19 protein-coding genes and 1 tRNA gene are annotated in these 21,647 nt (G+C 62.7%); 9 read left to right on the top strand and 11 right to left on the bottom strand.

Features of this window, described 5'->3' with window-relative positions; translation table 11 throughout:
* Positions 1-36 precede the first annotated feature (36 nt).
* The 7 genes from LB532_RS22905 to LB532_RS22875 form a co-directional block, all read right to left on the bottom strand.
* On the bottom strand, positions 37-957 hold the full coding sequence (locus LB532_RS22905) for an ABC transporter permease (protein ID WP_140561203.1): 921 nt from the start codon (positions 955-957) through the stop codon (positions 37-39).
* Positions 957-2,087, bottom strand: coding sequence for an ABC transporter permease (locus tag LB532_RS22900; protein WP_140638125.1), 1,131 nt, complete (start codon positions 2,085-2,087; stop codon positions 957-959). The genes LB532_RS22905 and LB532_RS22900 overlap by 1 nt, the downstream gene beginning before the upstream one ends.
* The gene (locus LB532_RS22895; protein ID WP_181169259.1) at positions 2,084-3,661 is read right to left on the bottom strand and encodes an ABC transporter ATP-binding protein; all 1,578 of its coding nucleotides are present in this window, start codon (positions 3,659-3,661) and stop codon (positions 2,084-2,086) included. The genes LB532_RS22900 and LB532_RS22895 overlap by 4 nt, the downstream gene beginning before the upstream one ends.
* A gap of 215 nt (positions 3,662-3,876) precedes the next feature.
* The gene (locus tag LB532_RS22890) at positions 3,877-4,854 is read right to left on the bottom strand and encodes a quinone oxidoreductase family protein (protein ID WP_140638127.1); all 978 of its coding nucleotides are present in this window, start codon (positions 4,852-4,854) and stop codon (positions 3,877-3,879) included.
* A 27-nt stretch (positions 4,855-4,881) separates the two neighbouring features.
* The gene (pcsA, locus tag LB532_RS22885) at positions 4,882-5,700 is read right to left on the bottom strand and encodes a phosphatidylcholine synthase (RefSeq protein ID WP_140498605.1); all 819 of its coding nucleotides are present in this window, start codon (positions 5,698-5,700) and stop codon (positions 4,882-4,884) included.
* Complete coding sequence (locus LB532_RS22880; RefSeq protein ID WP_140638128.1) at positions 5,697-6,311, bottom strand: DUF1326 domain-containing protein; 615 nt, start codon at positions 6,309-6,311, stop codon at positions 5,697-5,699. The genes pcsA and LB532_RS22880 overlap by 4 nt, the downstream gene beginning before the upstream one ends.
* A 14-nt stretch (positions 6,312-6,325) precedes the next feature.
* Complete coding sequence (locus tag LB532_RS22875) at positions 6,326-7,222, bottom strand: DUF2182 domain-containing protein (RefSeq protein WP_181169260.1); 897 nt, start codon at positions 7,220-7,222, stop codon at positions 6,326-6,328.
* 112 nt (positions 7,223-7,334) lie between these two features.
* Here LB532_RS22875 and LB532_RS22870 point away from each other — a divergent pair, with 112 nt between their 5' ends.
* The gene (locus LB532_RS22870) at positions 7,335-8,549 is read left to right on the top strand and encodes a UbiH/UbiF family hydroxylase (RefSeq protein WP_140638129.1); all 1,215 of its coding nucleotides are present in this window, start codon (positions 7,335-7,337) and stop codon (positions 8,547-8,549) included.
* Between the two features lie 160 nt (positions 8,550-8,709).
* Entirely contained in the window at positions 8,710-9,033 is a 324-nt protein-coding gene (gene hspQ / locus LB532_RS22865; RefSeq protein ID WP_181169261.1) for a heat shock protein HspQ, read from the top strand.
* A gap of 78 nt (positions 9,034-9,111) precedes the next feature.
* On the opposite strand, the gene LB532_RS22860 is transcribed toward hspQ, so the two are convergent.
* Positions 9,112-9,741 carry an invasion associated locus B family protein gene (locus LB532_RS22860; protein WP_140638130.1) on the bottom strand — a complete coding sequence of 210 codons (630 nt, stop codon included), beginning with the start codon at positions 9,739-9,741 and terminating at the stop codon, positions 9,112-9,114.
* 224 nt (positions 9,742-9,965) lie between these two features.
* Between LB532_RS22860 and LB532_RS22855 the strand changes: the two genes are divergently transcribed.
* From LB532_RS22855 to mgtE, 4 genes are all read left to right on the top strand, one after another.
* Complete coding sequence (locus LB532_RS22855; RefSeq protein WP_140638131.1) at positions 9,966-11,786, top strand: extracellular solute-binding protein; 1,821 nt, start codon at positions 9,966-9,968, stop codon at positions 11,784-11,786.
* Between the two features lie 70 nt (positions 11,787-11,856).
* Positions 11,857-12,537: a DsbA family oxidoreductase gene (locus LB532_RS22850; RefSeq protein WP_140638132.1), complete on the top strand. Its 681-nt coding sequence runs from the start codon at positions 11,857-11,859 to the stop codon at positions 12,535-12,537.
* 617 nt (positions 12,538-13,154) lie between these two features.
* Positions 13,155-15,059: an ABC transporter ATP-binding protein/permease gene (locus tag LB532_RS22845; protein ID WP_181169262.1), complete on the top strand. Its 1,905-nt coding sequence runs from the start codon at positions 13,155-13,157 to the stop codon at positions 15,057-15,059.
* Positions 15,060-15,349: 290 nt separating this feature from the next.
* A complete protein-coding gene (mgtE, locus tag LB532_RS22840) occupies positions 15,350-16,714 on the top strand; it encodes a magnesium transporter (protein WP_140638134.1) in 1,365 nt (454 codons plus the stop codon).
* A 51-nt stretch (positions 16,715-16,765) separates the two neighbouring features.
* On the opposite strand, the gene gor is transcribed toward mgtE, so the two are convergent.
* The 3 genes from gor to rpiA form a co-directional block, all read right to left on the bottom strand.
* Positions 16,766-18,157: a glutathione-disulfide reductase gene (gene gor / locus LB532_RS22835; RefSeq protein ID WP_140638135.1), complete on the bottom strand. Its 1,392-nt coding sequence runs from the start codon at positions 18,155-18,157 to the stop codon at positions 16,766-16,768.
* A gap of 118 nt (positions 18,158-18,275) precedes the next feature.
* Positions 18,276-18,872, bottom strand: a complete 597-nt coding sequence (locus tag LB532_RS22830; RefSeq protein ID WP_140638136.1) for a DUF2059 domain-containing protein — start codon at positions 18,870-18,872, stop codon at positions 18,276-18,278.
* A 22-nt stretch (positions 18,873-18,894) separates the two neighbouring features.
* Entirely contained in the window at positions 18,895-19,590 is a 696-nt protein-coding gene (rpiA, locus tag LB532_RS22825) for a ribose-5-phosphate isomerase RpiA (protein WP_140638137.1), read from the bottom strand.
* Between the two features lie 384 nt (positions 19,591-19,974).
* Here rpiA and LB532_RS22820 point away from each other — a divergent pair, with 384 nt between their 5' ends.
* From LB532_RS22820 to LB532_RS22810, 3 genes are all read left to right on the top strand, one after another.
* On the top strand, positions 19,975-20,658 hold the full coding sequence (locus LB532_RS22820; protein ID WP_140638138.1) for a phosphoglycolate phosphatase: 684 nt from the start codon (positions 19,975-19,977) through the stop codon (positions 20,656-20,658).
* 124 nt (positions 20,659-20,782) lie between these two features.
* Positions 20,783-20,857, top strand: a tRNA-Val gene (locus tag LB532_RS22815).
* Between the two features lie 287 nt (positions 20,858-21,144).
* Positions 21,145-21,645 (top strand): hypothetical protein, encoded by a 501-nt coding sequence (locus LB532_RS22810; protein ID WP_224557230.1) that lies wholly within the window; start codon positions 21,145-21,147, stop codon positions 21,643-21,645.
* The last annotated feature ends 2 nt before the right edge of the window (positions 21,646-21,647 follow it).

Here is a 21,647-nt window from a genome sequence, read left to right as displayed (position 1 = left end):
AGTTAAGCCTTGGAGCTTCCCGTCTTGTTATTGTTGTCAACGATCCGGAACGAATGGCTGCCCCAAGGAAGCCGGTGTGTTCATCATCGTCAGACGCTTGTTGCGCGAGATTAGAACGAGAACCACGACGGTCGCCAGATAGGGCAACGAAGAAAGCAGTTGCGAAGGCACTGGAATGCCAAAAGCCTGTGCATGAAGCTGGCCGATCCACACCGCGCCGAAGATATAGGCGCCCGCCAGCACCCGCCACGGCCGCCAGGACGCGAACACCACCAGCGCAAGCGCGATCCAGCCGCGGCCCGCGCTCATGTTCTCGACCCACTGTGGCGTGTAGACCAGCGAGAGATGGCCGCCGGCAAGACCGGCGCAGGCGCCGCCGAAGATCACCGAGAGATAACGGTAGCGGATGACCTTGATGCCGAGCGCATGCGCCGAGGCGTGACTGTCGCCGATCGAGCGCAGTGTCAGCCCGGTGCGCGTCCTGAACAGGAACCACATCACGGCGGCCGTCAGTGCGATCGAGATGTAGAACAACGGGTCCTGGCCGAACAGCAGTCTGCCCACCACCGGGATGGAGCTGAGCCCGGGAATATCGAGATTGGGCAACCTGACGCCGGGCTGGCCGACGAAACTGGTTCCCATCATGCCGGAGAGGCCGAGGCCGAGCAGCGTCAGCGACAGGCCGGTCGCCACCTGGTTGGTGGCCAGCGACAGCGTCATGACGGCAAACAGCAGCGAGAACAGCGCGCCCATGGCGATGGCCGCCAAGAGCCCGATCCAGGGCGAGCCGGTCAGATAGCCTGCGCCGAAACCGCCGACCGCGCCCATGATCATCATGCCTTCGACGCCAAGGTTGAGCACCCCGGAGCGCTCGACCACCAGTTCCCCGATCGCCGCAATAAGCAGCGGCGTCGCCGCCGTGGCGATGGTCAGGAGGATGTTGACGGTGATGTCCATCAGCGGGCTTCCTTCAACTTTGGCGCGGCCTCGAGCTTCGCAGCACTCTCCGATTTGGTCAGCGCCAGACCGATCAGCCGGATGCGGTAATGGATGAGCGTGTCGCATCCGAGCACGAAGAACAGCAGCATGCCCTGGAATACGCGCGCCACCTTGTCGGAGATGCCGAGCGCGCTTTGCACCGCCTCGCCGCCGAGATAGGTCAAGGCCAGCACCAGGCCCGCCGCAACGATGCCGAGCGGATTGAGGCGGCCAAGGAACGCCACGATGATGGCGGTGAAGCCGTAGCCGGGCGAAATGACGGGCTGAAGTTGCCCGATGGCGCCGGAAACTTCCGATATGCCGGCAAGCCCGGCCAGCGCGCCCGACAGCAGGAAGGCGAAGAAGACCATGCGGTTGAGGCCGAAGCCGGCGAAGCGCCCTGCCCTTGGGCTGGAGCCGAGCACGCGAACCTCGAAACCCTTGAGCATGCGGCTCATCATCAGCCACACCAGCACCGCCGCGACCAGCGCGAACACAAAGCCCCAATTGGCGCGGCCGGCATCCGGCATCAGCTCCGGCAGGATGGCCGAGTCGCCGAACTGGATGGTCTGCGGGAAGCCATGGCCCTGCGGGTCGCGCCACGGTCCGCGCACCAGCCAGTCGAGGAAGAGTTGTGCCACATAGACCAGCATCAGGCTGGTCAGGATCTCGTTGGTGCTGGAGCGGGTTTTCAGAAATGCGGGGATGGCCGCGTAGGCGGCACCGCCGACCATGCCCAGCAGAAGCATCAGCGGCAGCACCAGCGGGCCCTCGAACCCAGGAAACAGCACCGGAACGGCCGAGCCGAAGATGGCGCCGAAGATGAACTGGCCCTCGGCGCCGATGTTCCATATGTTGGCCTTGTAGCAGACCGACAGGCCGACCGCGATCAGGATCAGCGGCGCCGCCTTGATCGCCAGCTCATGCAGTTGCCAGACCTGACTGATCGGCTCGATGAAATAGATGTTGAACGCGCTGAACGGATTGACCCCGAGCAGCGCGAACATGATGCCGCCCGCGATGATCGTCAGCGCGAAGGCGATGAATGGCGACAGCATGGAAAACAGCGCCGAACGCTGCGGCCGTTTGACGAGTTCGAGGCGCATCATGCCGTCTCCAGCGTGTGTTCGGCGTGGCCTGGTTCGGCGCCGCCCATCAGCAGGCCGATCTTTTCGAAGGTCGCTTCGGCGATCGGCAGCGGCCTGGACAGCTCGCCATTGTGCATCACCGCGATCGCATCCGATATCTCGAACAGTTCGTCGAGGTCCTGGCTGATGACCAGCACCGCTGATCCGCTGCGGGAAAGTTCGATCAGTGCCTGGCGGATATGGGCGGCGGCACCCGCGTCGACACCCCATGTCGGCTGGTTGACCACCATGACGTCAGGCCTGCGGTCGAGTTCGCGGCCGACGATGAATTTCTGGAGATTGCCGCCCGAGAGCGCTGCTGCCTCCGGATCTGGCGCGCTCTTGCGCACGTCCATCGCCTCGATGATGCGCTGGGCGGCGGCGTAGACGGTGCCGCTCTTGACCATTCCGCCCGTGCCCACAAAGGTCCTGCCGTCGGTGGCATGGCGCGACAGAAGCAGGTTTTCCGAGAGCCGCATGCGCGGCGCGGCACCATGGCCGAGGCGCTCTTCCGGCACGAAGGCGGCACCCAGCAGCCGGCGCCCGGTGATGCTGAGGCTGCCTGCATCCTTGCCGCGAATACGCACCGAAGCGGCATCCGGCTGCAGGACTTCGCCGGAAACGGATTCGAAGAACTCGCCCTGGCCATTGCCCGCGACGCCGGCGATGCCGATCACCTCGCCGGCGCGGACGGTGAGGTTTATGTTCTTGAGCGGGATCGAAAACGGCGTCGCCGGCTTGCGGCTGAGGCCGCGGATTTCGAGCAGGGACTGCGCTGTTTCGATGCCCGCGACCGGCGCCCGCACCACGGCCTGCACTTCGTTGCCGACCATCATGCGGGCTAAGGACGCGGCAGTCTCCTCGCGCGGATTGCAGTGGCCGACCACCTTGCCGTGCCGCAGCACGGTGGCGCGGTCGCAGATGCGTTTGACCTCCTCCAGCCGGTGCGAGATGTACAGGATCGATTTGCCTTCCGAGCGCAGACGTTCGAGCGTCTCGAACAGCTTGTCAGCCTCCTGCGGCGTCAGCACCGAGGTCGGCTCGTCGAGGATGATGAGCTGCGGCGTCTGCAGCAGGCAGCGGATGATCTCGATGCGCTGGCGCTCGCCCACCGACAGGTCGCCGACCAGCGATTCCGGATCGAGCGGCAGACCATAGCTGTAGGAAAGCGCCCTCGCCTTGGCGGCGATGCTGCTGATCGGCGAACCGTCATCCAGGGAAAGCGCGATGTTCTCGGCCGCCGTCAATGCCTCGAACAGCGAGAAATGCTGGAACACCATGCCGATGCCGAGCTTTTTCGCGACGCCCGGGCTGGTAATTCTGACGGCTTGGCCGTTCCAGAAGATCTCGCCGGAATTGGGTTCCAGCGAGCCGAACAGCATCTTGACCAGCGTCGATTTGCCGGCGCCGTTCTCGCCGAGCAGCGCGTGGATCTCACCTTTGGCTATGTCGAGGTCGACATGATCGCACGCCGTCAGCGTGCCGAAAATCTTGGTAAGGCCGCGAACCTCAAGCAGATTCGCTCCGTTATGATTTGCACTCACAGTGCCTCCCATCCGGGTTCCCGGATATGTTCTGTGTTCCCGCAAGCATCGTATGCGCGGCCAGCTCTCATGCGAAAGCAGCACTCGACTTGAAAGAGCTTCAAGAATTTCAGCGGAAACTCAAGGGCAAAGATCAGTCTTCTTCGCGCAACCACGCGGCGGGCCGGCTTTTCGCGCAAACCGTGCCCAGACCTGCGGCAGAGAGATGAAAACCAGGGCAGTTCCCGTCAGGGAACCAGTATGGTCGTACCCGTGGTCCGGCGGCCTTCGAGATCCGCATGGGCCTTGCCCGCATCCTTCAGTGCATAGCGCTGGTTGATCTTGATCTCGACGGCGCCGCTGAGCACGACCTCGAACAAAGCCGCGGCCGAGGCGTCCAGATCCTCGCGTTTTGCATTGTAGACGAACAACGTCGGCCTCGTGGCGAACAAGGAGCCTTTCTGCGCCAGCAGCGACATCGAGAATGGCGGGATCGGTCCCGACGACTGGCCGAAGCTGACGAACATGCCGAGCGGCTTCAGGCAGTCGAGCGAGGCCGGGAATGTGTCGTTGCCGACGGAGTCATAGACGACATCGCATTTCCTGCCGCCGGTGATGGCCGCAACGCCGGCGACGAAATCCTGCTCCTTGTAATTGATGACATGGTCGAAGCCGTGTGCCTTGGCGAGCTCGATCTTGTCGGTCGAGCTTGCCGTGCCGATAACGGTCGCGCCCAGATGCTTCGCCCATTGGCCGAGAATGAGCCCGACGCCGCCGGCTGCCGCATGGAACAGGATGGTGTCGCCTGCCTTGACTTTGAAGGTCCTGCGCAAGAGATATTCGGCGGTCATGCCTTTCAGCATCATCGCTGCCGCCTGCTCGTCGCTGATGCCGTCCGGCACCTTGACGACCTTGCTGGCATCGATGACGCGCTCCTGCGCATAAGCGCCTGTGGCGACGGCATAGGCGATCCGGTCGCCAGGCTTCAGCCAGTCGACGCCCTCGCCCACTGCCAGCACTGAACCGGCGGCTTCGCTGCCGGGAATGAGCGGAAACCCGCCGGGCGGCGGATAAAGACCGGAGCGATAATAGACGTCGATGAAATTGAGGCCGATTGCCGTGTGCCTGACCAGGATCTGCCCCGATCCCGGTTGCCCGGGATCGGTGTCCTCATAGGCCAGGACTTCCGGACCGCCATGGGCGTGGATGCGGACTGCTTTAGGCATGGTGGGCTTCCTTGAGAAATTTGCCGATCAGGCTTTTTTGGCACCGAGATTTGGAAAGAACTGCATGATGCCACCGATACAGGCGAGATAGAGCCCGGTAACGGTAATGCCAATCTTTATGAAGGTGCTGACCTGCGCGCCCAGCACACCGATCTGGTCATAGAAGGCCGCGAGTGCCGCTTGCGCAAGCGCAAGCGCGCCGAAAGCGCACCACAAAAGGGTCATCGCGAGATTGATGCGCCGCAGCCGCACCACCCGAACCGGATGGATGAAGTTGATCGGAACGAATGTCAGGATGCCCGCCACCACCACCACCGCGAACGAGACCCATTGTCCCGGCTCGATGACGAACAGCGTGAACACCACCATGTTCCAGACAACGGGAAATCCCTTGAAGAAATTCTCCTTCGTCTTCATGCCGGTGTCTGCATAGTAGATCGCGCTGGACACTACGATGATGGCCGCCGACAGGAACGACAGGCCCTCGCCCATGAAGCCGCGCTGATAGAGCGCGAAGGCCGGGATCAGCACATAGGTGACATAGTCGATGATGTTGTCGAGGAGCTCGCCCGACCATGTCGGCAGGATTTCCTTGACCTCGAGCTTGCGCGCGATCGGCCCGTCTATGCCGTCGACGAACAGCGCCAGCCCCAGCCACCAGAACATGGCCGTCCAGCGCTCCTCGCTCGCCGCCACCAGCGACAGGAAGGCCAGGAACGAGCCGGAGGCAGTCAGGAGATGCACCGAAAAGGCGCGCGCCTGCGGCCAGGTGACTTTCTTCTTCGGCCGCGGAATCCGGTCGGCGATTTTCTTGGCGGCTTTCCTGGCCGTTGTGTTCTTGCTCACGGGCCCTGCCAGTCCAGCTTGCAGATTTCGGCTGAACGGCCGCCGAAATTCCAGTTGCGACCAAAGGCTCGCATCTTGCTCCTGTCGGACTTGGCCACGATGATCTCCGGCGCGATCCAATATTCCGAATTGCTGATCACGGTGTCCTTGTCGCGGTCCTTGCCGACAATTGGCGTGACCGCCCCATCGATGATCTTCGGTATCTGGAAGATACGCGTCTTGTCGCGTGTCTCATAGGTAATCGGCACTTGTTCGACACCGAGGAATTTGCCGACGAGGATCGAAAGCAGCGACGTCGTCCCGCCCGCCTTGCCGGTGAAGATCTTCGTCAACGCCTTGACGGCGTAGATCGAGGCTCTGGCGTCGATGAACAGGCCAGCGGTCCAGTTGCCGCGACTCATATAGCCGGGGATTTCCATGATCAGCCCGAGATTAAGGCCTGACAGGTCGACCTCTCCGAAATGACCGGCATCGATACGGAAACCCGCCCAGGTCTGGCAATAGCCTTCGGTCGGAGGATGGCTGCCCAGCGACAGCACGCAAGGGCAAAAAACCGTGCAATTGCAGGAGAGTACGAGCTCCCCTTTCATTGCCCAGCTCGGATCCGTCATCGAGTTTCCCCCACTCATAGCGAGACTACTAGCAGCGCGGCTGCCCAGACAAGCAGTATCGCACCGGCCAGCCGGGTAGGAAGCCTGCTTGCGGTTTGTTTTTCGATCAGGGTGAACAGGCCGATCAGCGCCATCCAGAAGACGTTCATCACGCCCACGGCGAACATCACCAGCATCAGTGCCCAGCAACAGCCAAGGCACCAGATGCCTTGCGCGACGCCGAGCCTGAAAATGGCTGTAGGCCGCGCGCTCCAGTTGGAAAACAGGATCGCGAACGGGTTCCTGCATTTCTTCAGGCAGGCCTCCTTCAAGCCGCTGAACTGGTAGAAGCCGGCAACCAGCAGGGCGACGGCACCGGCAATGCCCAGGACTGGATCGAGCATCTGGCCTGACGAGGCGAACGCATCGAGGGCGAGCGTCAGCGCCGCAAACCCAGCCGACGCGGCCAGCCATATCGAGAGATAGCCTGATACCAGCACCAGCGGATGGACGACCGGCTCATGCCTGATCCTGGCCGTATCGGCGATCTCGCAATAGGTTCGGATCATCGGCGCCGCCGAGGGCAGCATCGTCGCGGTCGCCATCAGGAACCACATTGCCGTCAGCGCAGCGGCGCGCGGGCCGATATCTCCGTCCAGGGGCGCGGCCGAGAGGCACAGCGCGAAGAACCGGGCCAGGGAATCGGGCAACGGCAGCTGCGGCAGGGTTTTCAACAAGGCGTCGCCGGGCGCGCCGATACCCGCGGCGCGTCCCTCCGCGGCGCGGATCGCCATTGCGGCCAGGGACAGCCAGGCAAGCAGGATGCCGGCGCCGACAACGAGGTTCACCGTCAAACGCGGGTTGCGCGCGATATCGGCCGTCGCACGGCCTGCGCTGTCGAGATGGCTGAAGTCGTCCTGGCGGCCGGTCATGACCTTCGAATGGGCCGAATCGCCCCGTTGATCAAGCTGTATGACCTGACCTATATGCTCATCGAGTGGCGGGTCGCGTGGGCTGCCTAGCATTGCAAGCCGGAAGCCGATCTTGGAGCATCAGAAAACAGCACGGATACTCATCGCAGGCACGGGGCCGGCAGGGCTGATCGCCGCGCTCGGTTTCGCTGATGCCGGCTTCCCGGTGACGCTCGTCGGGCCGGAGGCAGCCGCCCCCGATGGCCGCACGACGGCTCTGATGAACCCTGCCTTGAAGGTGCTTGAGCGGCTGGGCGTCCTCGCCGACATCAAGCCACAGGCCGCCCCTCTCAAGGTAATGCGCATCGTCGACGCGACCAGCCGGTTGATCCGCAGTCCGGTCGTCACTTTCCGCGCCAGCGAGATCGACGAGGATCAGTTCGGGCTCAACCTGCCCAACAGCGTCCTCATTCCCGCGCTCGCCGGCAGGGTTGGCGCGCATTCCGGGATCGCATGGCTGACATCCATGGTCGACGCCTGGCATCTCGGCGCGGACAAGGCGCGCGCGGCCCTTGCCGACGGCAGCGTGATCGAGGCGTCCCTGGCGGTTGCCGCCGACGGGCGCCTGTCGCCGGCGCGCCAGGCGGCGGGAATCTCGACTGCCGCGCGGACTTATCCCCAGGCAGCGCTGGTGCTCAATTTCGCTCACGGCCGCGATCATGCCTTCACCTCGACCGAGCTCCATACCGAAACCGGTCCGTTCACGCAGGTTCCGCTGCCCGGCAACCGCTCGAGCCTGGTCTGGGTGGTAAAGCCCGAGACCGCCAAGGAACTCGCCGCGCTGGATGATGCGACGTTGTCGCTGCGGGTCGAACAGCGGATGCAGTCGATGCTGGGCCGGGTGACGGTCGAGCCGGGCCGGCAGGTCTATCCGCTCGCAACCGCGACGCCGCTGCGCTTTGCGCGCGACCGGGTGGCGCTTGTCGGCGAAGCCGCCCACGTATTTCCGCCGATCGGCGCACAAGGGCTCAACCTCGGCATTAGGGATATCGACGATCTTATTGGAATCGCGAATGAAAATTATGAAGACCCAGGGACCGCGAAAGCCCTCGCCGTCTATGACTTCAAGCGCCGGCCCGATATTCTGGCGCGCAGCAGCGCGGTCAATCTGCTGAACATGTCGCTGCTTTCCGACATGTTGCCGGCGCAGATGGCGCGCGGCGCCGGGCTCGGCGTGCTTGGCGGTTTTGCACCGCTTCGCGCTTTCTTCATGCGCGAAGGGCTCCGTCCCGGCAGCGGGTTTGCGGCGCTTGGCGGAGGCCTGGGGAAGCAAGCGCGCCAGCGGTGAGCTTACGAACACATTTGCTGCCGGCAGGCATCGATGGCCGGCCGCCCGCCCAAAATCTTTGCTCCGCATCATAGGCAGCTTGAGGACGCACAAACGCTTCGGGATTGAATTGACTCGGAGTCTGCGCCAAATAAAGCCAAGGAATTCAGTGGTGAGTACGATGAAAACAGCCAAATTCGCGATCGGACAGGTGGTTCGCCATCGGCTGTTTCCGTTCCGGGGAATCATTTTCGACGTCGATCCGCAATTCGCCAATACGGACGAATGGTACGAGGCCATCCCCGTCGACGTGCGCCCGCGCAAGGACCAGCCGTTCTACCATCTGCTCGCCGAGAATTCGGAAACCGAATACATCGCCTATGTGTCCGAGCAGAATTTGCTTGAGGACCAGTCGGGAGAACCGGTCCGCCATCCACAGATCAACGAGATGTTCGACAAAAAGCCGGACGGGCGCTACGAGCCGAAACGGCAGTCCAGGCACTGATCAGCCAGGTCAGGTGCAGAAGCAAAAAAGCGGGGCATGACCCCGCTTTTTGTGTGACTTTGAGAATGCCCGAACCGATCAGTTCGCGGTCTTCGCCTTGTCCTGCTCTTCCTTGAGCTTCTTGGCGAAGTCCTGGTTGTTCTTGGCGACGAAATCCTGGAGCTTCTTCTGCCGGTCCTCGATGTCCGACTGCTGCAGCGGCGGGCCGTCATAGGCGCCGCTGAAACCCTGCAGCGCGACCTTGATCGGATTGGGCTGGTTCTGGAAATTGATCGAGGTCAAGGTGATCGCCTGGCCCTTCTTGAAGGAGGCGACGAGCTGATCGGTCAGCGGTACTTCCGCAACGCAGCGGTCGGGGAAGCAGACCACATATTCAAGCTTCTGCGTTTTGCCGGTATCGATCTGGAGGCCAATGCCGGCACCAACCAGACGACCGGTCGGAACCGTCACCTGGAACACCTTGCGGTTCACCTTGCCTTTCAGCTCGATCAGGCTCACGCCGGTGACCAACTGGCCGTTGCCGGCGGTGGTGATGTTCTGCACGTTGCAGATGTCGACGTCTTCCTGCTTTGTGCAAGCCTTGAACCAGCCCTGCGGGATCTGTTGTTGCTGCTGTGCGGAAGCAACGGGAATTGCCGCGCCCAGAAAGCCGATCACGCCAGCGGCCATGACCGACAGGCGGTACGCATTGCTGTTCAGGCTCGTCATGTCGTGCACTTCCTCTCAAATGATCCCGGGACCGGCTTCTTCGCGCCGTGTGGTCCAGCTACCTGTTGCCGAAATGAGGCAACAGAATGACTTCGGACGGCGTGTTACACTGCAAGCGGTGCCGAATCCAGCCTGCAATCTGCGATTCTTGGCAACGAACATTGGCGGTGCCTCATGCTAGGGTGCGCACCGAATCATCAAGCCGACCCGGTAAGGAGACGGTCATGGGCCGCGTTCTCGTTTGGCTGATCACCGCGACATCATTTTTCGTCCTTTCGTCCCAGCCAGCGGCGTCGGAACCCAGATATGCAATTGCCATGCAGGGTGAGCCGGCCCTACCGCCCAACTATGCGCATTTCGACTACGTCAATCCCGACGCGCCGAAGGGCGGCAGCATCACCTATTGCGTCGTCGGCAGTTTCGACAATCTCAACCCCTTCATCCTGAAGAGCCTGCGCACCACGGCGCGCGGCATGATGGACACGATCTTCGGCAATCTGGTCTTCGAGCCGCTGATGCAGCGCAATGCCGACGAGGCCTTCACGCTCTATGGCTTGCTTGCCGAGTCGGCCGACATGGATCCCGAGCGCAAGAGCATCGAATTCCATCTCAACCCGAATGCAAAATGGTCGGACGGCCAGCCGGTGACGCCGGAGGACGTGCTGTTCACCTATGATGCCTATACGCAGAAAGGCCGTCCGCCCTACAGCGACCGCATGGCCAGGATTGCCAAGCTTGAGAAGACCGGCGATCACAGCGTGCGGTTCACCTTCAACGACAAGGCCGATCGCGAGTTTCCGCTGATCATCGCGCTGACGCCGATCATTCCCAAGCACGCCTTCGACATCGAGACTTTCGACAGGACGACGCTGAAGCCGTTGATCGGCAGCGGCCCCTACAGGATCGCACAGGTGACGCCCGGCCAGCGCATCGTCTTCAAGCGCAACCCGGACTATTGGGGCAAGGATGTTCCGGCCAAGCGCGGCTTCGACAATTACGACCAGATCACCATCGAATATTTCCTCAACGCCAATGCCAAGCTCGAGGCGTTCAAGAAAGGCCTTTGCGCCATCGACGACGATAGCGATCCGGTGAAGCGCGAACGCGATCTGGATTTTCCCGCCTTCCATAGGGGTGAGGTGGTTGCCGAAAACTTCGATACCGGCATTCCGCCCGTCGTGACCGGTTTCCTGTTCAACACGAGGCTGCCGAAATTCTCGAATCCCATGGTGCGTCGGGCGCTCGGCATGCTCTACGACTTCGAATGGGCCAACAAGAACCTGTTTGGCGGCAAATACGCGCGCACGATGAGCTATTGGCAGAATTCCGAGCTTTCCGCGCTCGGCCATCCGGCCGACGACAGGGAAAAGGCGTTGCTGGCGCCCTACCCCGGCCGCGTGCCGGCCGACGTCATGGACGGAACCTGGCGGCCGCCGGTGACTGATGGCTCGGGCCAGGACCGCAAGGTGCTGAAGGCTGCCTTCGATCTCCTGAAAAGCGTCGGCTACCACCTGCAGGGCGGCACGATGCTCGACCCCGAAGGCAAGCCCTTCGGCTTCGAGATCCTGACGGCCTCGCAGGACGAGGAGCGTCTCGCCGGCATTTATCAGCGCACGCTGGAAAAGATCGGCATCGATGTCTCCATCCGCAGCCTCGACGGCGATCAGATCCAATCGCGCAAGCAGCGTTTCGATTTCGAGGTGCTGATCGGGTCGAGCGGCTTCAACAATTCGCTCTCGCCCGGCATCGAGCAGATCGGGCGTTGGTCATCCTCCGCCGCCAAGGCTGAAGGTTCGTTCAACCTCGCCGGCGTCGCCGATCCCGCGGTGGACGCTGCGATCGAGGCCATGTTGCGCGCCCGTACCAAGGAGGACTACGTCGCCGCCGTGCGCGTACTCGACCGGCTGCTGATCTCCGGCAATTACATGGTGCCGATGCAGTACAACACGCAGCAATGGATCGCTTACTGGAATTATCTGGACCATCCGCAAAAGACGCCCATATTCGGTTACCAGTTGCCGACCTGGTGGCGCAAGCCGAACTGAGCATGGGCCCGAGGAGTGGAAGCCCGGTTCTCGGGGAAGTGCACGGCACCCAAACGTTCAGGAGATCGAGATGAGCCAAGCGAATGCGATCACCGTCGACGTGGTATCCGACGTCGTCTGCCCATGGTGCTTCATCGGCCAGAAGCGGCTGGACAAGGCGGTCGCCGCCGCCGGCGAGGTGGATGTGCATATACGCTGGCGGCCGTTCCAGCTCGACCCGACCATTCCGCCGGAAGGCAAGGATCGCCGCGAGTACATGCTGGCCAAGTTCGGCAGCGACGAACACATTCGCCAGATTCACGCCCGGATCGAGCCGCTCGGTGAAGCCGAAGGCATTTCCTTCGCTTTCGGCGCCATCAAGGTCGCGCCCAACACGCTTGATGCCCATCGCGTCATTCGCTGGGCCGGTGCGGCCGGCGAGGACGTGCAGAACCGGCTGGTGCGCCGCCTGTTCCAACTGAACTTCGAAGAAGGCGCCAACATCGGCGATCACGCCGTGCTGGTCGAGGCGGCGCGCGAGACCGGAATGGATGCATCCGTTGTCGAGACGCTCTTGCCGACCGATGCCGATGTCGAGGCGGTTCGCACCGAGATCGCCACCGCGTCGCGCATGGGCATATCAGGCGTGCCATGCTTCCTGCTGGAGGGAAAATATGCGGTGATGGGCGCGCAGGACGTCGACACGCTCGCCGACGCCATCCGCCAGGTAGCCGCCGCCAAGGCGCGTGGCGAACTGGAAAAAGTCGATTGAGCCCGACCTTCAACGCAGGATTTTCAAACAGCCCTGCCCGGGCGTGAGGCAACGCCTGGCCGGTGGGTTCCGCGATCACGTTGGCTTTCCCGGCCTCGCGGTCTGCGCTGATGCCGCCGGTCCGGTCGATCGACGGCTTGCCCAGCGTGTCAGGTCATTTCCGGACCTCCGGCGTGGACATGCCGGCGAAGAATCAGCCGTCCAGGGGCGACGTGTTTTCCGGAATTTTGATTAGCCTGGGATGAAAAGCCGGCTTGCCGGGCAGGCCAAGCGGGTCACAAATTCGTGCGACTGCTTTCCCTAAGGGAAGGTAGAAACGCCGCGCTCTGATGCCGCGTAATTACCTGACATCACTAGCTTAAATCCCCTTTTCGTCGGCTTTGGCGCGACGCTCGGGAAGCCGAACCTGTTGCCCTGCAGCCACGGCCTCCACTTCAATCCCGCTGCATCCCTATAAAAATTAATGGAAAATGATCAATTGGTGTTACCATCCGTAACAAAACAAAAAAGGTTTGGGCGGGATTGTGATTCGGGTCGGCAGACCACCGCAACTGTCAGGAACGGATGGACTACACAGCGATGCCGCAAGGCGATCGCTTCTGACCCCGGTTTCCTCGATGCGCAGCTTCTGGGGCCTGATGCGGGCCTACTGGGTCTCGGACCGGTGGAAGGAGGCCTGGACGCTGACGCTGGTGATCGCGCTGCTCACCGCTCTGTCCAGCAAGGCCGGCGTCTGGTTCGCAGAAGCATCCGGGGAACTGGTCAACTCGATCGCCTTCTTCCACGACGCCGCCAACACCACCCCGCTCCAGACGCTTTTGGCCAATGCCGGTATCCTGGTGCTGCTGGTGGTGCTCAAGGACGCGGGCTTCACCGGCATCCGCAATCTCGTATCGGCAACCTTGCACCGCAAATGGCGCGGTTGGCTCGACAGCCGTTTCAACGAGGCGCTGCTGGACGGCAACCACACCCATTTCCACGCCCAGCATGCGTCGACCGGCAATGGCGCGCCGGCCCCCGACAACATCGATCAGCGCGTCCAGGAATCGATCAAGGACATGACCGGTGGCGCGATCGGCCTGGCCATGGGCGTGCTGGGTGTCGCCACCTCGCTCTATTTCGTCGGCCAGAAGCTGCTCGAAACCTCGGTCGAGGTGAAGGGGCTTGAATTCCTCGGCAGTTATGGCAGCGCCATCCTCGCCCTCCTTGCCGTCGCCATCTACGTGCCGCTCAACACCTGGATCGCGGTGAAGCTCGGTGGCATGCTCGAGCGTCTCAATGTCAGGATGCAGCAGGCCGAAGGCAGTTACCGTGGCGAGCTGACGACATTCCTGCGCCGCAGCTTCCATGTCGCGGCCTCGGGCGGCGAAGGCGTGCAGAGGACCATGCATGGCCGCCTCTATGGCGATATTGACGGGACGTGGACGCGGCTCAACATCGTCAACACCGTCTACATGTCGTTCGAGCTGATCTACAATTTCATCGGCGCCCGTATTGTTGCCTACGGGCCGGGCCTTGTGCCGTTCATCCACAACGGCTTCGACCTGAAGGGTTACATAACTGGCTCCGAACTGGTCAATTCGCTGATAGGCCAATGTTCGTGGTTCATCCATGTCATGCCCGCCATCGCCACCCTGCGCGCCAACAGCCAGCGTGTCACCGAGTTGGCCAATGCGATCGAGAACGTTCAGCACCCCCAGGAATTCTACAGCCAGAGCGGCCGTTCCGACTTCCGCTACGCCAGCCAGAACCCGGTTTTCGGCTTGACTATCCAGAAGCTCGAACTGGCGCATCAGGGTGAGGACGCAACGCCTTTCCTCGTAGCGGCGAACCTGCGCTTCCGGCGCGGCGAATGGACCTTCCTGAAAGGCGAATCCGGCTGCGGCAAGACCTCGCTGATCAAGGCCATTAACGGCCTGTGGCCCTACGGCCGCGGCACCATCGTCTTCCCCGAAGGGGTGAAGAGTTTCTATGCCGCCCAAGAGGTCAAGCTGCAGCAGGTGTCGCTGAAGCAGCTGGTCTGCCTGCCGGGCTCCGAGCACGACCATGGCGACGCGCAAGTCGCGTCCGCGCTGCACAAGGCGGGCCTGGGCGACTTCATCGAGAATATGGGCGACGAAAGCCGCGAAGGCAAAAGCTGGGACCAGGTCCTGTCCGGCGGCCAGAAACAGAAGCTGGTGGTGGCCCGCATCGTGCTCCAGCAACCCGGGCTGCTGTTCCTCGACGAGGCGACCGGCGCACTCGATCCGGAAGGCAAGGTTGCCTTCCACCAGGCGATCAAGGACAACTGCCCCGATGTAACGGTGATCAGCGTCATGCATGAAGCGGTGGCACCGCGATCGGTCACTGGCGCCGAGTTCTACCACTCGATCGTCGCGATCGCCGACGGCGTCGCCACCAAGAAGCCGCTGGTTCCGAGCCTGCCTCCAGAGCTCACCACCATTCTCGCACAGCCAGGGCCGGTGCCAAGGCCGGTCGACGATAAATGGCTGCGTTTCCCGCGCCGGCTGAAGCAGAAGTAGCCGGACTCGCCGCGGCATAGGCCGGCCAGTCATTTTACCGTTTCGGCGCGACACGCTTCAGCGATCACAGTCTCGCGACTGGGGCATGTTGCCCGCATTTTCCTCGATCACCTCGATTGACAGGGCAAGGCGAGCTCCTATGTTGCGCCCGCTCGCAGACATCAAACTCGAACCCGCGAGCGGAAAGGTCACCGCGCCATGCCTGGCGACAGTCACAGTCGAACGCAACCGCCGTCCGCCCTGACGTGACCTCGACGGTTCACGTCTTGCCGGACGGCAAGGAGTGAACCATGAACGATTTTTCCCCCGTAGCGGACGACGAGGCCGTGGCCATCGCCCGCATCCTTGCAAACGACCATGTCGCAGACGTGGTCGAAGCGCTCAACCGCGAGTCGCGCGAAACGGCGACCGAGCTGCTTTGCGAAGTGCCGTTCGAACGGCTGGTCGAGATCTTCGACCAGCCGGAGCTCGAGGGCGCGCCCGAGCTGGCGGAGGCCTTGCCTCGCGCCAAGGCGGGCAAGCTGCTCACCGCCATGTCGGTCGATCGCGCGGCCGACATCCTGCGCGATCTCGACGAACCCGCCCGCTCCGAGCTGCTCGGCGTGCTGGCGCCGCCGCTGCGCGCAACCCTGCTCTCGATCCTCGGTTACCCCGAAGGCAGTGCCGCTTCGATCATGACGACGGAGTTCGTCAGCGTGCCCTCGGACTGGACCGTCGGCCGCACGCTCGACTACATCCGAAGGGTCGAGCGGACGCGCGAAACGGTCTACGCCATCTACATCGTCGATCCCGAGACGCATCTGCTCATGCGCTCGACCGGCCTGCGCCGGCTCATCACCGGCGAGCCTGACGATTCGATCCTGTTGGTGGCGCCGGACCGCGTGCCGGTGACCGTCACGCCTTTGACCGATCGCGAAACCCTGGCGCAGACGATTTCCAAATACGATCTGCTCGCCGTTCCGGTCGTCGACCATGGCAAGATCCTCGGCATCGTCACCATCGACGACATCATCGACACGATGATCGAGGAGACGACGGAGGACGTGCATCGCTTCGGCGGCATGGAGGCTCTCGACGAGCCCTACATGAAGATGAGCTTCCTCGCCATGATCCAGAAGCGCGCCGGCTGGCTGTGCGCGCTGTTCATCAGCGAGATGCTGACGGCCAACGCGATGCAAAGCTATGAGAGCGAGCTGGAAAAAGCGATCGTGCTGACGCTCTTCATTCCGCTGATCATGAGTTCCGGCGGCAACTCCGGCTCGCAGGCGACCTCGCTGGTCATCCGCGCGTTGGCGTTGCGCGAGATCGGCCTGCGCGACTGGTGGCGGGTGGCGCTGCGCGAATTGCCCACTGGCCTCCTGCTCGGGGCGATACTCGGCGTCGTCGGCATCTGCCGCATCGCGCTCTGGCAGTATTTCGGCTTCTACGACTACGGACCGCACTGGCCGTTGATCGCCGCGACGGTCGGAGCGGCATTGGTCGGCATCGTCACCTTCGGCTCGCTGTCGGGCTCGATGTTGCCGTTCGCCTTGAAACGCATCGGCTTCGATCCGGCCAGCGCGTCGGCGCCGTTTGTCGCCACGCTGGTCGATGTCACCGGGCTTGTTATCTATTTCTCGGTGGCGCAGGTGATCCTGCGCGGCACGTTGCTGTAGCAGCTCTGCCCAACTGCGCCGCGGCAAGCATCCTGCCGCGGCGCGTCTGTGTCAGCCGACGCGCTCGCCATCCTTCACGCGGTAAGTCGGCCTGTACATGGTCACAAGCTCTTCCGCGGCCGTCGGATGCACGGCCATGGTGCGGTCGAAATCATCCTTGACCAGCCCGGCCTTCAGCGGAATGGCGAGAAGCTGCGCCATTTCGCCGGCATCCGGCCCCAATATGTGCGCGCCGAGCACCTTCTTCGACGCGCCATCGACCACCAGCTTCATCAGCATCTTTTCGTCGCGGCCGGACAAGGTGTGCCGCATCGGCCGGAATGTCGCGCGATAGATCTCGATGTCGGGGAAACACTTGACGGCTTCGTCTTCCGACAGGCCGACCGTGCCGATCTCGGGTTGCGAGAACACCGCGGTCGCGATCGTGTCGTGGTCCGGCGCGGTCGGGTTGCCCTTGAAGGCCGTCTCGACGAAGCACATCGCCTCGTGGATCGCCACCGGCGTCAGCTGCACGCGATTGGTGACGTCGCCGATCGCCCAGATATTTTCGACGTTGGTGCGGGAGTACGCGTCGACCTGGATCGCTCCGGTCGCGGTCATCTCGATGCCGATGCCTTCCAGCCCCATATTCTCGGTGTTGGGGATGCGGCCGATGGCGAGCATCACCTGGTCGACCGTCAGCGACTGGCCGCCGGTGAGCAACGCGTCGAGCCGGCCGTCCGGCCGTTTGCGGATCCATTCCGACACGGCGGGGCAAAGGATCTTGATCCCCTTCTTCTCCATCGTTTCGTGCAGCATGCGCCGCAGGTCCATGTCGAATCGGCTGAGGATCTCCTTGCCGCGATAGACCAGCGTGGTGTCGACGCCCAGGCCATGGAAGATGTTGGCGAATTCGACCGCGATATAGCCGCCGCCTTCGATCATGATCGACTTGGGCAACTGCTTGAGGTCGAAGGCCTCGTTGGAGAAGATGCAGTGTTCGTGGCCGGGCAATGCCGGGTGCGGCGCCGGACGGCCGCCGGTGGCGATCAGGATCTGGTCGGCGGTGACGGTACGGTCCTGGTCCAGAAGATGCACCACATGCGGGTCGACGATCATGGCGCGCGTGTGAAAGGCCTCGCCGCCGGCGCCCTCGACGTTCCTCTTGTAGATCGCCTCCAGACGGCTGATCTCGCGATCCTTGTTGGCGATCAGCGTGGGCCAGTCGAAACTGGCTTCCGGCACCGTCCAGCCATAGCCGGCGGCATCGGCGAAATGCTCGGGAAATTGCGAAGCATAGACATAGAGCTTCTTCGGCACGCAGCCTCTGATGACGCAGGTGCCGCCGAAGCGGTACTCCTCGGCGATGCCGACGCGCTTGCCGAGCGCGGCGGCGACGCGCGCCGCCCTCACCCCGCCCGAACCGCCGCCGATGACGAAAAGATCATAGTCGTAAGCGGCCATCGCGCGGCTCCTTGAGCTTCGGAAAATGTGAGTGACAGGTAGGCCGCAAAGCATCAAAAGAAAAGCCCGGACAAGCCGGGCTTCACAGATGGCCGCAGGGCCGTTTGAGATGGCAGGATCAGTTCTGCGTGTCGTCGGCAGGGGCCGACCCATCGGCGGGGGCGGCGCCATTCGCGGGCGCAGCCGCATCGGCAGGCGCTGCCGGCGCTTTCGCCTTGGCCGCCGCGGCCAGCGTTTCACCGACCTGCTGGGCGAGGTCACGAGCAAGCCCGTTCTGCCAGATATCGGCCGCCTTCACCAGGTCGCGCGTCACGGCCGGGCCGCTCTCGAGGAGCTTCTTGCCGGAGTCCGAATTGTAGAAGGTCGCGATGTCGTTGAGTTCCTGTTCGGAAAACACTTTCGCATAGGCAAGGGCCGCTTCCTTCTCCAGGTCGGCCCGGCGCGAGGCCAGCGCCAGCGCCTTCTCGCTGATCGTCTTGGCGATCAGCTCCTGCATGTCGGGGTTCTTCTGGATGAGCTGCGATTCGAGGGCGGCGGCGGCCTGCGGCAGGATGTTGTCGAACGGGTCGGTCGCATGGATCGCGGTGACCGCGGCGCGCGCCGCCTTCAGGTGCGCTTCCGTGACGTCCTGCGAGAACGCCGGCGAAGAAAAGGCGAAGACGGCCGAGGCCGCCAGAAGGACGGACAAGCGGCGAACCCGGTTATGCAACATCATGGTCGATAGAACTCCCTGTTTTTCAGGCGGCATGGACGGTTTGGATGCCATCGCCCCCGGCGATGATGGCCGCTGACGCCAGCCCGATGAAAAGACCGTGCTCGACCACGCCGGGAATGGCGTGGAGAGCATTCGATAGCGCTCTTGTATCCGGAATGCGGCCAAAAGATGCATCGAGGATAAAGTGGCCGCCGTCTGTAACAAAAGCCTGGCCGCCCGTCATCCTCAATGTAACCGGACCGGAAAGGCCGAGCCTTGCAGCCGCCTTGCCGATCGCGATTTCGGTTGCGCGCAAGCCGAACGGGTTGACCTCGATGGGCAGTGGAAAACGGCCGAGTGTCTCGACCATCTTGGAGCGATCGGCGATGACGATCATGCGAGCGGAAGCCGCCGCGACGATCTTCTCGCGCAGCAATGCGCCGCCGCCGCCCTTGATCAGCGTCAGCGCCGGGTCGACTTCGTCGGCGCCGTCCACGGTGAGATCGAGTTCCGGCGTCTCTTCCAGCGTCGACAGCGGCACGCCAAGCTCGCGGCACAGCAAGGCGGTGCGCTCGGACGTCGGTACGCCGATGATGGTCAGGCCGGCGGCCACCTTGTCGGCAAGCAGCCGCACGAACTCGTCGGCGGTGGTGCCGGTGCCGATGCCGAGCCGCATGCCGTCGGTGACATGGGCAAGGGCCGCCCGCGCGGCTTCGACCTTCAACTGTCTTGCATCCATGCCGCTTTTACCGCCCCGGAACCTGGTGTTTGCGGCTCCTACCATTTTTGCCGGTCCGGTCAAAGTCCTGCAGCGGCGTAGGTTGATGACGTTCGGCCTCCCGTCAATGGTGTGCCCGCGCGCTCGGCGAGCGATGCGCGGGCAACATTCATAGGAATTTTTTCTTATAAGCCATTGACTGGGTGAAGGCAGTTATGCTACATATTTGCCTATGGTGCAGGTTTGCGCCGGGACCCGCCGCTCTGGCGGGTTTTTCATGCCCGGCGGTTCGTCGCGAATGCCCGGTCCGGGGAGCTTGCTTGCCTGAACGAGCCTGCCCGGCGCTTGCCTTGACGCGCCGCAGCCTTTATCGCCTGCCATTGCATAAACTGCCCAGGATGGATCATGACCCGCCCGATCATCGTGTTCGATCTCGACGGTACGCTGATCGACACAGCGCCGGACCTGCTCGACAGCCTCAACCACAGCCTTGCCGCCAGCGCGCTCACGGCCGTCGACGAAGCCGGCTTCAAACGTTTCGTCGGCCATGGCGGCCGCGTCATGATCGAACGGGCGCACGCCGCGCAGCAACGATCCCTCGACGTCGCGGAACACGACCGGCTGCTGAAACTGTTCCTCGATCACTACACCCTCAACATCCCCGGCAAATCGCGTCCCTACCCCGGCGTCCTCGAGGCGATCGCGCGCTTCGAGAAAGCAGGCTATCTCCTGGCCATCTGCACCAACAAATATGAGGCCAACTCGCTGGCGCTGATCGAAGCGCTCGGCTTGACCAAACACTTCGCCGCGATTGCCGGACAGGACACGTTCGCCTTCCGCAAACCCGACCCGCGCCACCTCACCGAAACCATCAAGCGCGCCGGCGGCGACCCGCACCGCGCCCTGATGGTCGGCGATTCGCAGACCGACATCGACACGGCGAAAGCGGCCGGCATTCCGGTCGTGGCGGTCGATTTCGGCTACACCGACCGCCACGTGCGCGAGTTCGAGCCCTCGGCGGTGATCTCGCATTTCGACGCGCTGACGCTGGATCTGGTAGAGCGGCTGATGACCGCCGCCGCATACTGATGGCTCGCCCGGGATAGGTGCCGAAGACCGGAAATCCGATCCTTGCAAGAACGTCGGACATCGCCTTGACTTACCGCGCCTGCCTCCCTTATATCGCGGCTCGCTTGGCCTTCGGGCAACGAGCGGGCGATTAGCTCAGCGGGAGAGCACACCCTTCACACGGGTGGGGTCGCAGGTTCAATCCCTGCATCGCCCACCATTTTTCTTGAAGAAAATCAAAACCTTAAGCCTCGTTGAGGCCAAGCAGAAAAGTCGTCACGCCTTTCGGGTCGCCACGGGGTCGCCACTGCCGAGCAAAGCGCAGCCTCCGATCCGCGACAGCCTGCCGCACCCTGTCGCCACGTGCGACCGACATGCTAACGCAAGGATGAGCCACGATTTCTTCCCGGCCCCATCCGCCAGCCCTGTCTCTAATTGCTCAGCTTGACGCCCGATTGCCTTAGCGGCAACTTCACAACCAACAGTTGGCATCAGGAGGAGGGAACCATGCCGATAAGCAAGGCCTTGGATAAAGCCAAATCGCATCGGGGTTCGTTTTCGCCACTGGCGTTGCGACAAATACCCCCGACGAGAGTTATCCTTCTCGCAGCCAGCCTCTCGTCCTTAGCTGCAGCGGCGGCGGGTGCAGAGTTGCAGAGAAGCTGCATAGAACCGCCTGCAACAGTCATCGAGATTACCGGCGTTAACACCAAACATGCACGTGCTGTGGCGAAATTCACGGAGCCCGATATCATCACGGCGTGCCATGAAGGCTACGTGAACCAGGGCGGCTATGCGTCACCCGCAGAGTGCATTCGCGAGACGAAAGCGAACCTTCTTGGCGATGCTATTCGTGCGGAAGCAAATTGCAGTAAGGGCACTATCAAGTTGGGTCAAATGTCCTTCAGAATGCCCGTTGAAAACAACTGCGTCTCCGGCGGCATTTTTGCCGCGCCAGCCTTCACAATGCTCTGCCCTGGATATCGAGGCAAGGTTGTGAATGAATGAAG

The sequence above is a fragment of the Mesorhizobium sp. ESP-6-2 genome, assembly GCF_020164675.1.
GTDB lineage: Bacteria > Pseudomonadota > Alphaproteobacteria > Rhizobiales > Rhizobiaceae > Mesorhizobium.
This window is presented reverse-complemented; position numbering and strand designations above follow the sequence as displayed.

Bases quoted from the DNA above. Each gene is read 5' to 3' on its own strand.
- LB532_RS22850 (WP_140638132.1), top strand. From the start codon at position 11,857: ATGAGCCAAGCGAATGCGATCACCGTCGACGTGGTATCCGACGTCGTC.
- LB532_RS22905 (WP_140561203.1), bottom strand. From the start codon at position 957: ATGGACATCACCGTCAACATCCTCCTGACCATCGCCACGGCGGCGACG.
- LB532_RS22830 (WP_140638136.1), bottom strand. From the start codon at position 18,872: ATGATGTTGCATAACCGGGTTCGCCGCTTGTCCGTCCTTCTGGCGGCC.
- LB532_RS22845 (WP_181169262.1), top strand. From the start codon at position 13,155: ATGCGCAGCTTCTGGGGCCTGATGCGGGCCTACTGGGTCTCGGACCGG.
- rpiA (WP_140638137.1), bottom strand. From the start codon at position 19,590: ATGGATGCAAGACAGTTGAAGGTCGAAGCCGCGCGGGCGGCCCTTGCC.
- LB532_RS22820 (WP_140638138.1), top strand. From the start codon at position 19,975: ATGACCCGCCCGATCATCGTGTTCGATCTCGACGGTACGCTGATCGAC.
- gor (WP_140638135.1), bottom strand. From the start codon at position 18,157: ATGGCCGCTTACGACTATGATCTTTTCGTCATCGGCGGCGGTTCGGGC.
- LB532_RS22895 (WP_181169259.1), bottom strand. From the start codon at position 3,661: ATGGGAGGCACTGTGAGTGCAAATCATAACGGAGCGAATCTGCTTGAG.
- LB532_RS22890 (WP_140638127.1), bottom strand. From the start codon at position 4,854: ATGCCTAAAGCAGTCCGCATCCACGCCCATGGCGGTCCGGAAGTCCTG.
- hspQ (WP_181169261.1), top strand. From the start codon at position 8,710: ATGAAAACAGCCAAATTCGCGATCGGACAGGTGGTTCGCCATCGGCTG.
- LB532_RS22855 (WP_140638131.1), top strand. From the start codon at position 9,966: ATGGGCCGCGTTCTCGTTTGGCTGATCACCGCGACATCATTTTTCGTC.
- LB532_RS22860 (WP_140638130.1), bottom strand. From the start codon at position 9,741: ATGACGAGCCTGAACAGCAATGCGTACCGCCTGTCGGTCATGGCCGCT.
- mgtE (WP_140638134.1), top strand. From the start codon at position 15,350: ATGAACGATTTTTCCCCCGTAGCGGACGACGAGGCCGTGGCCATCGCC.
- LB532_RS22875 (WP_181169260.1), bottom strand. From the start codon at position 7,222: ATGACCGGCCGCCAGGACGACTTCAGCCATCTCGACAGCGCAGGCCGT.
- LB532_RS22900 (WP_140638125.1), bottom strand. From the start codon at position 2,087: ATGATGCGCCTCGAACTCGTCAAACGGCCGCAGCGTTCGGCGCTGTTT.
- LB532_RS22810 (WP_224557230.1), top strand. From the start codon at position 21,145: ATGCCGATAAGCAAGGCCTTGGATAAAGCCAAATCGCATCGGGGTTCG.
- LB532_RS22880 (WP_140638128.1), bottom strand. From the start codon at position 6,311: ATGACGGATCCGAGCTGGGCAATGAAAGGGGAGCTCGTACTCTCCTGC.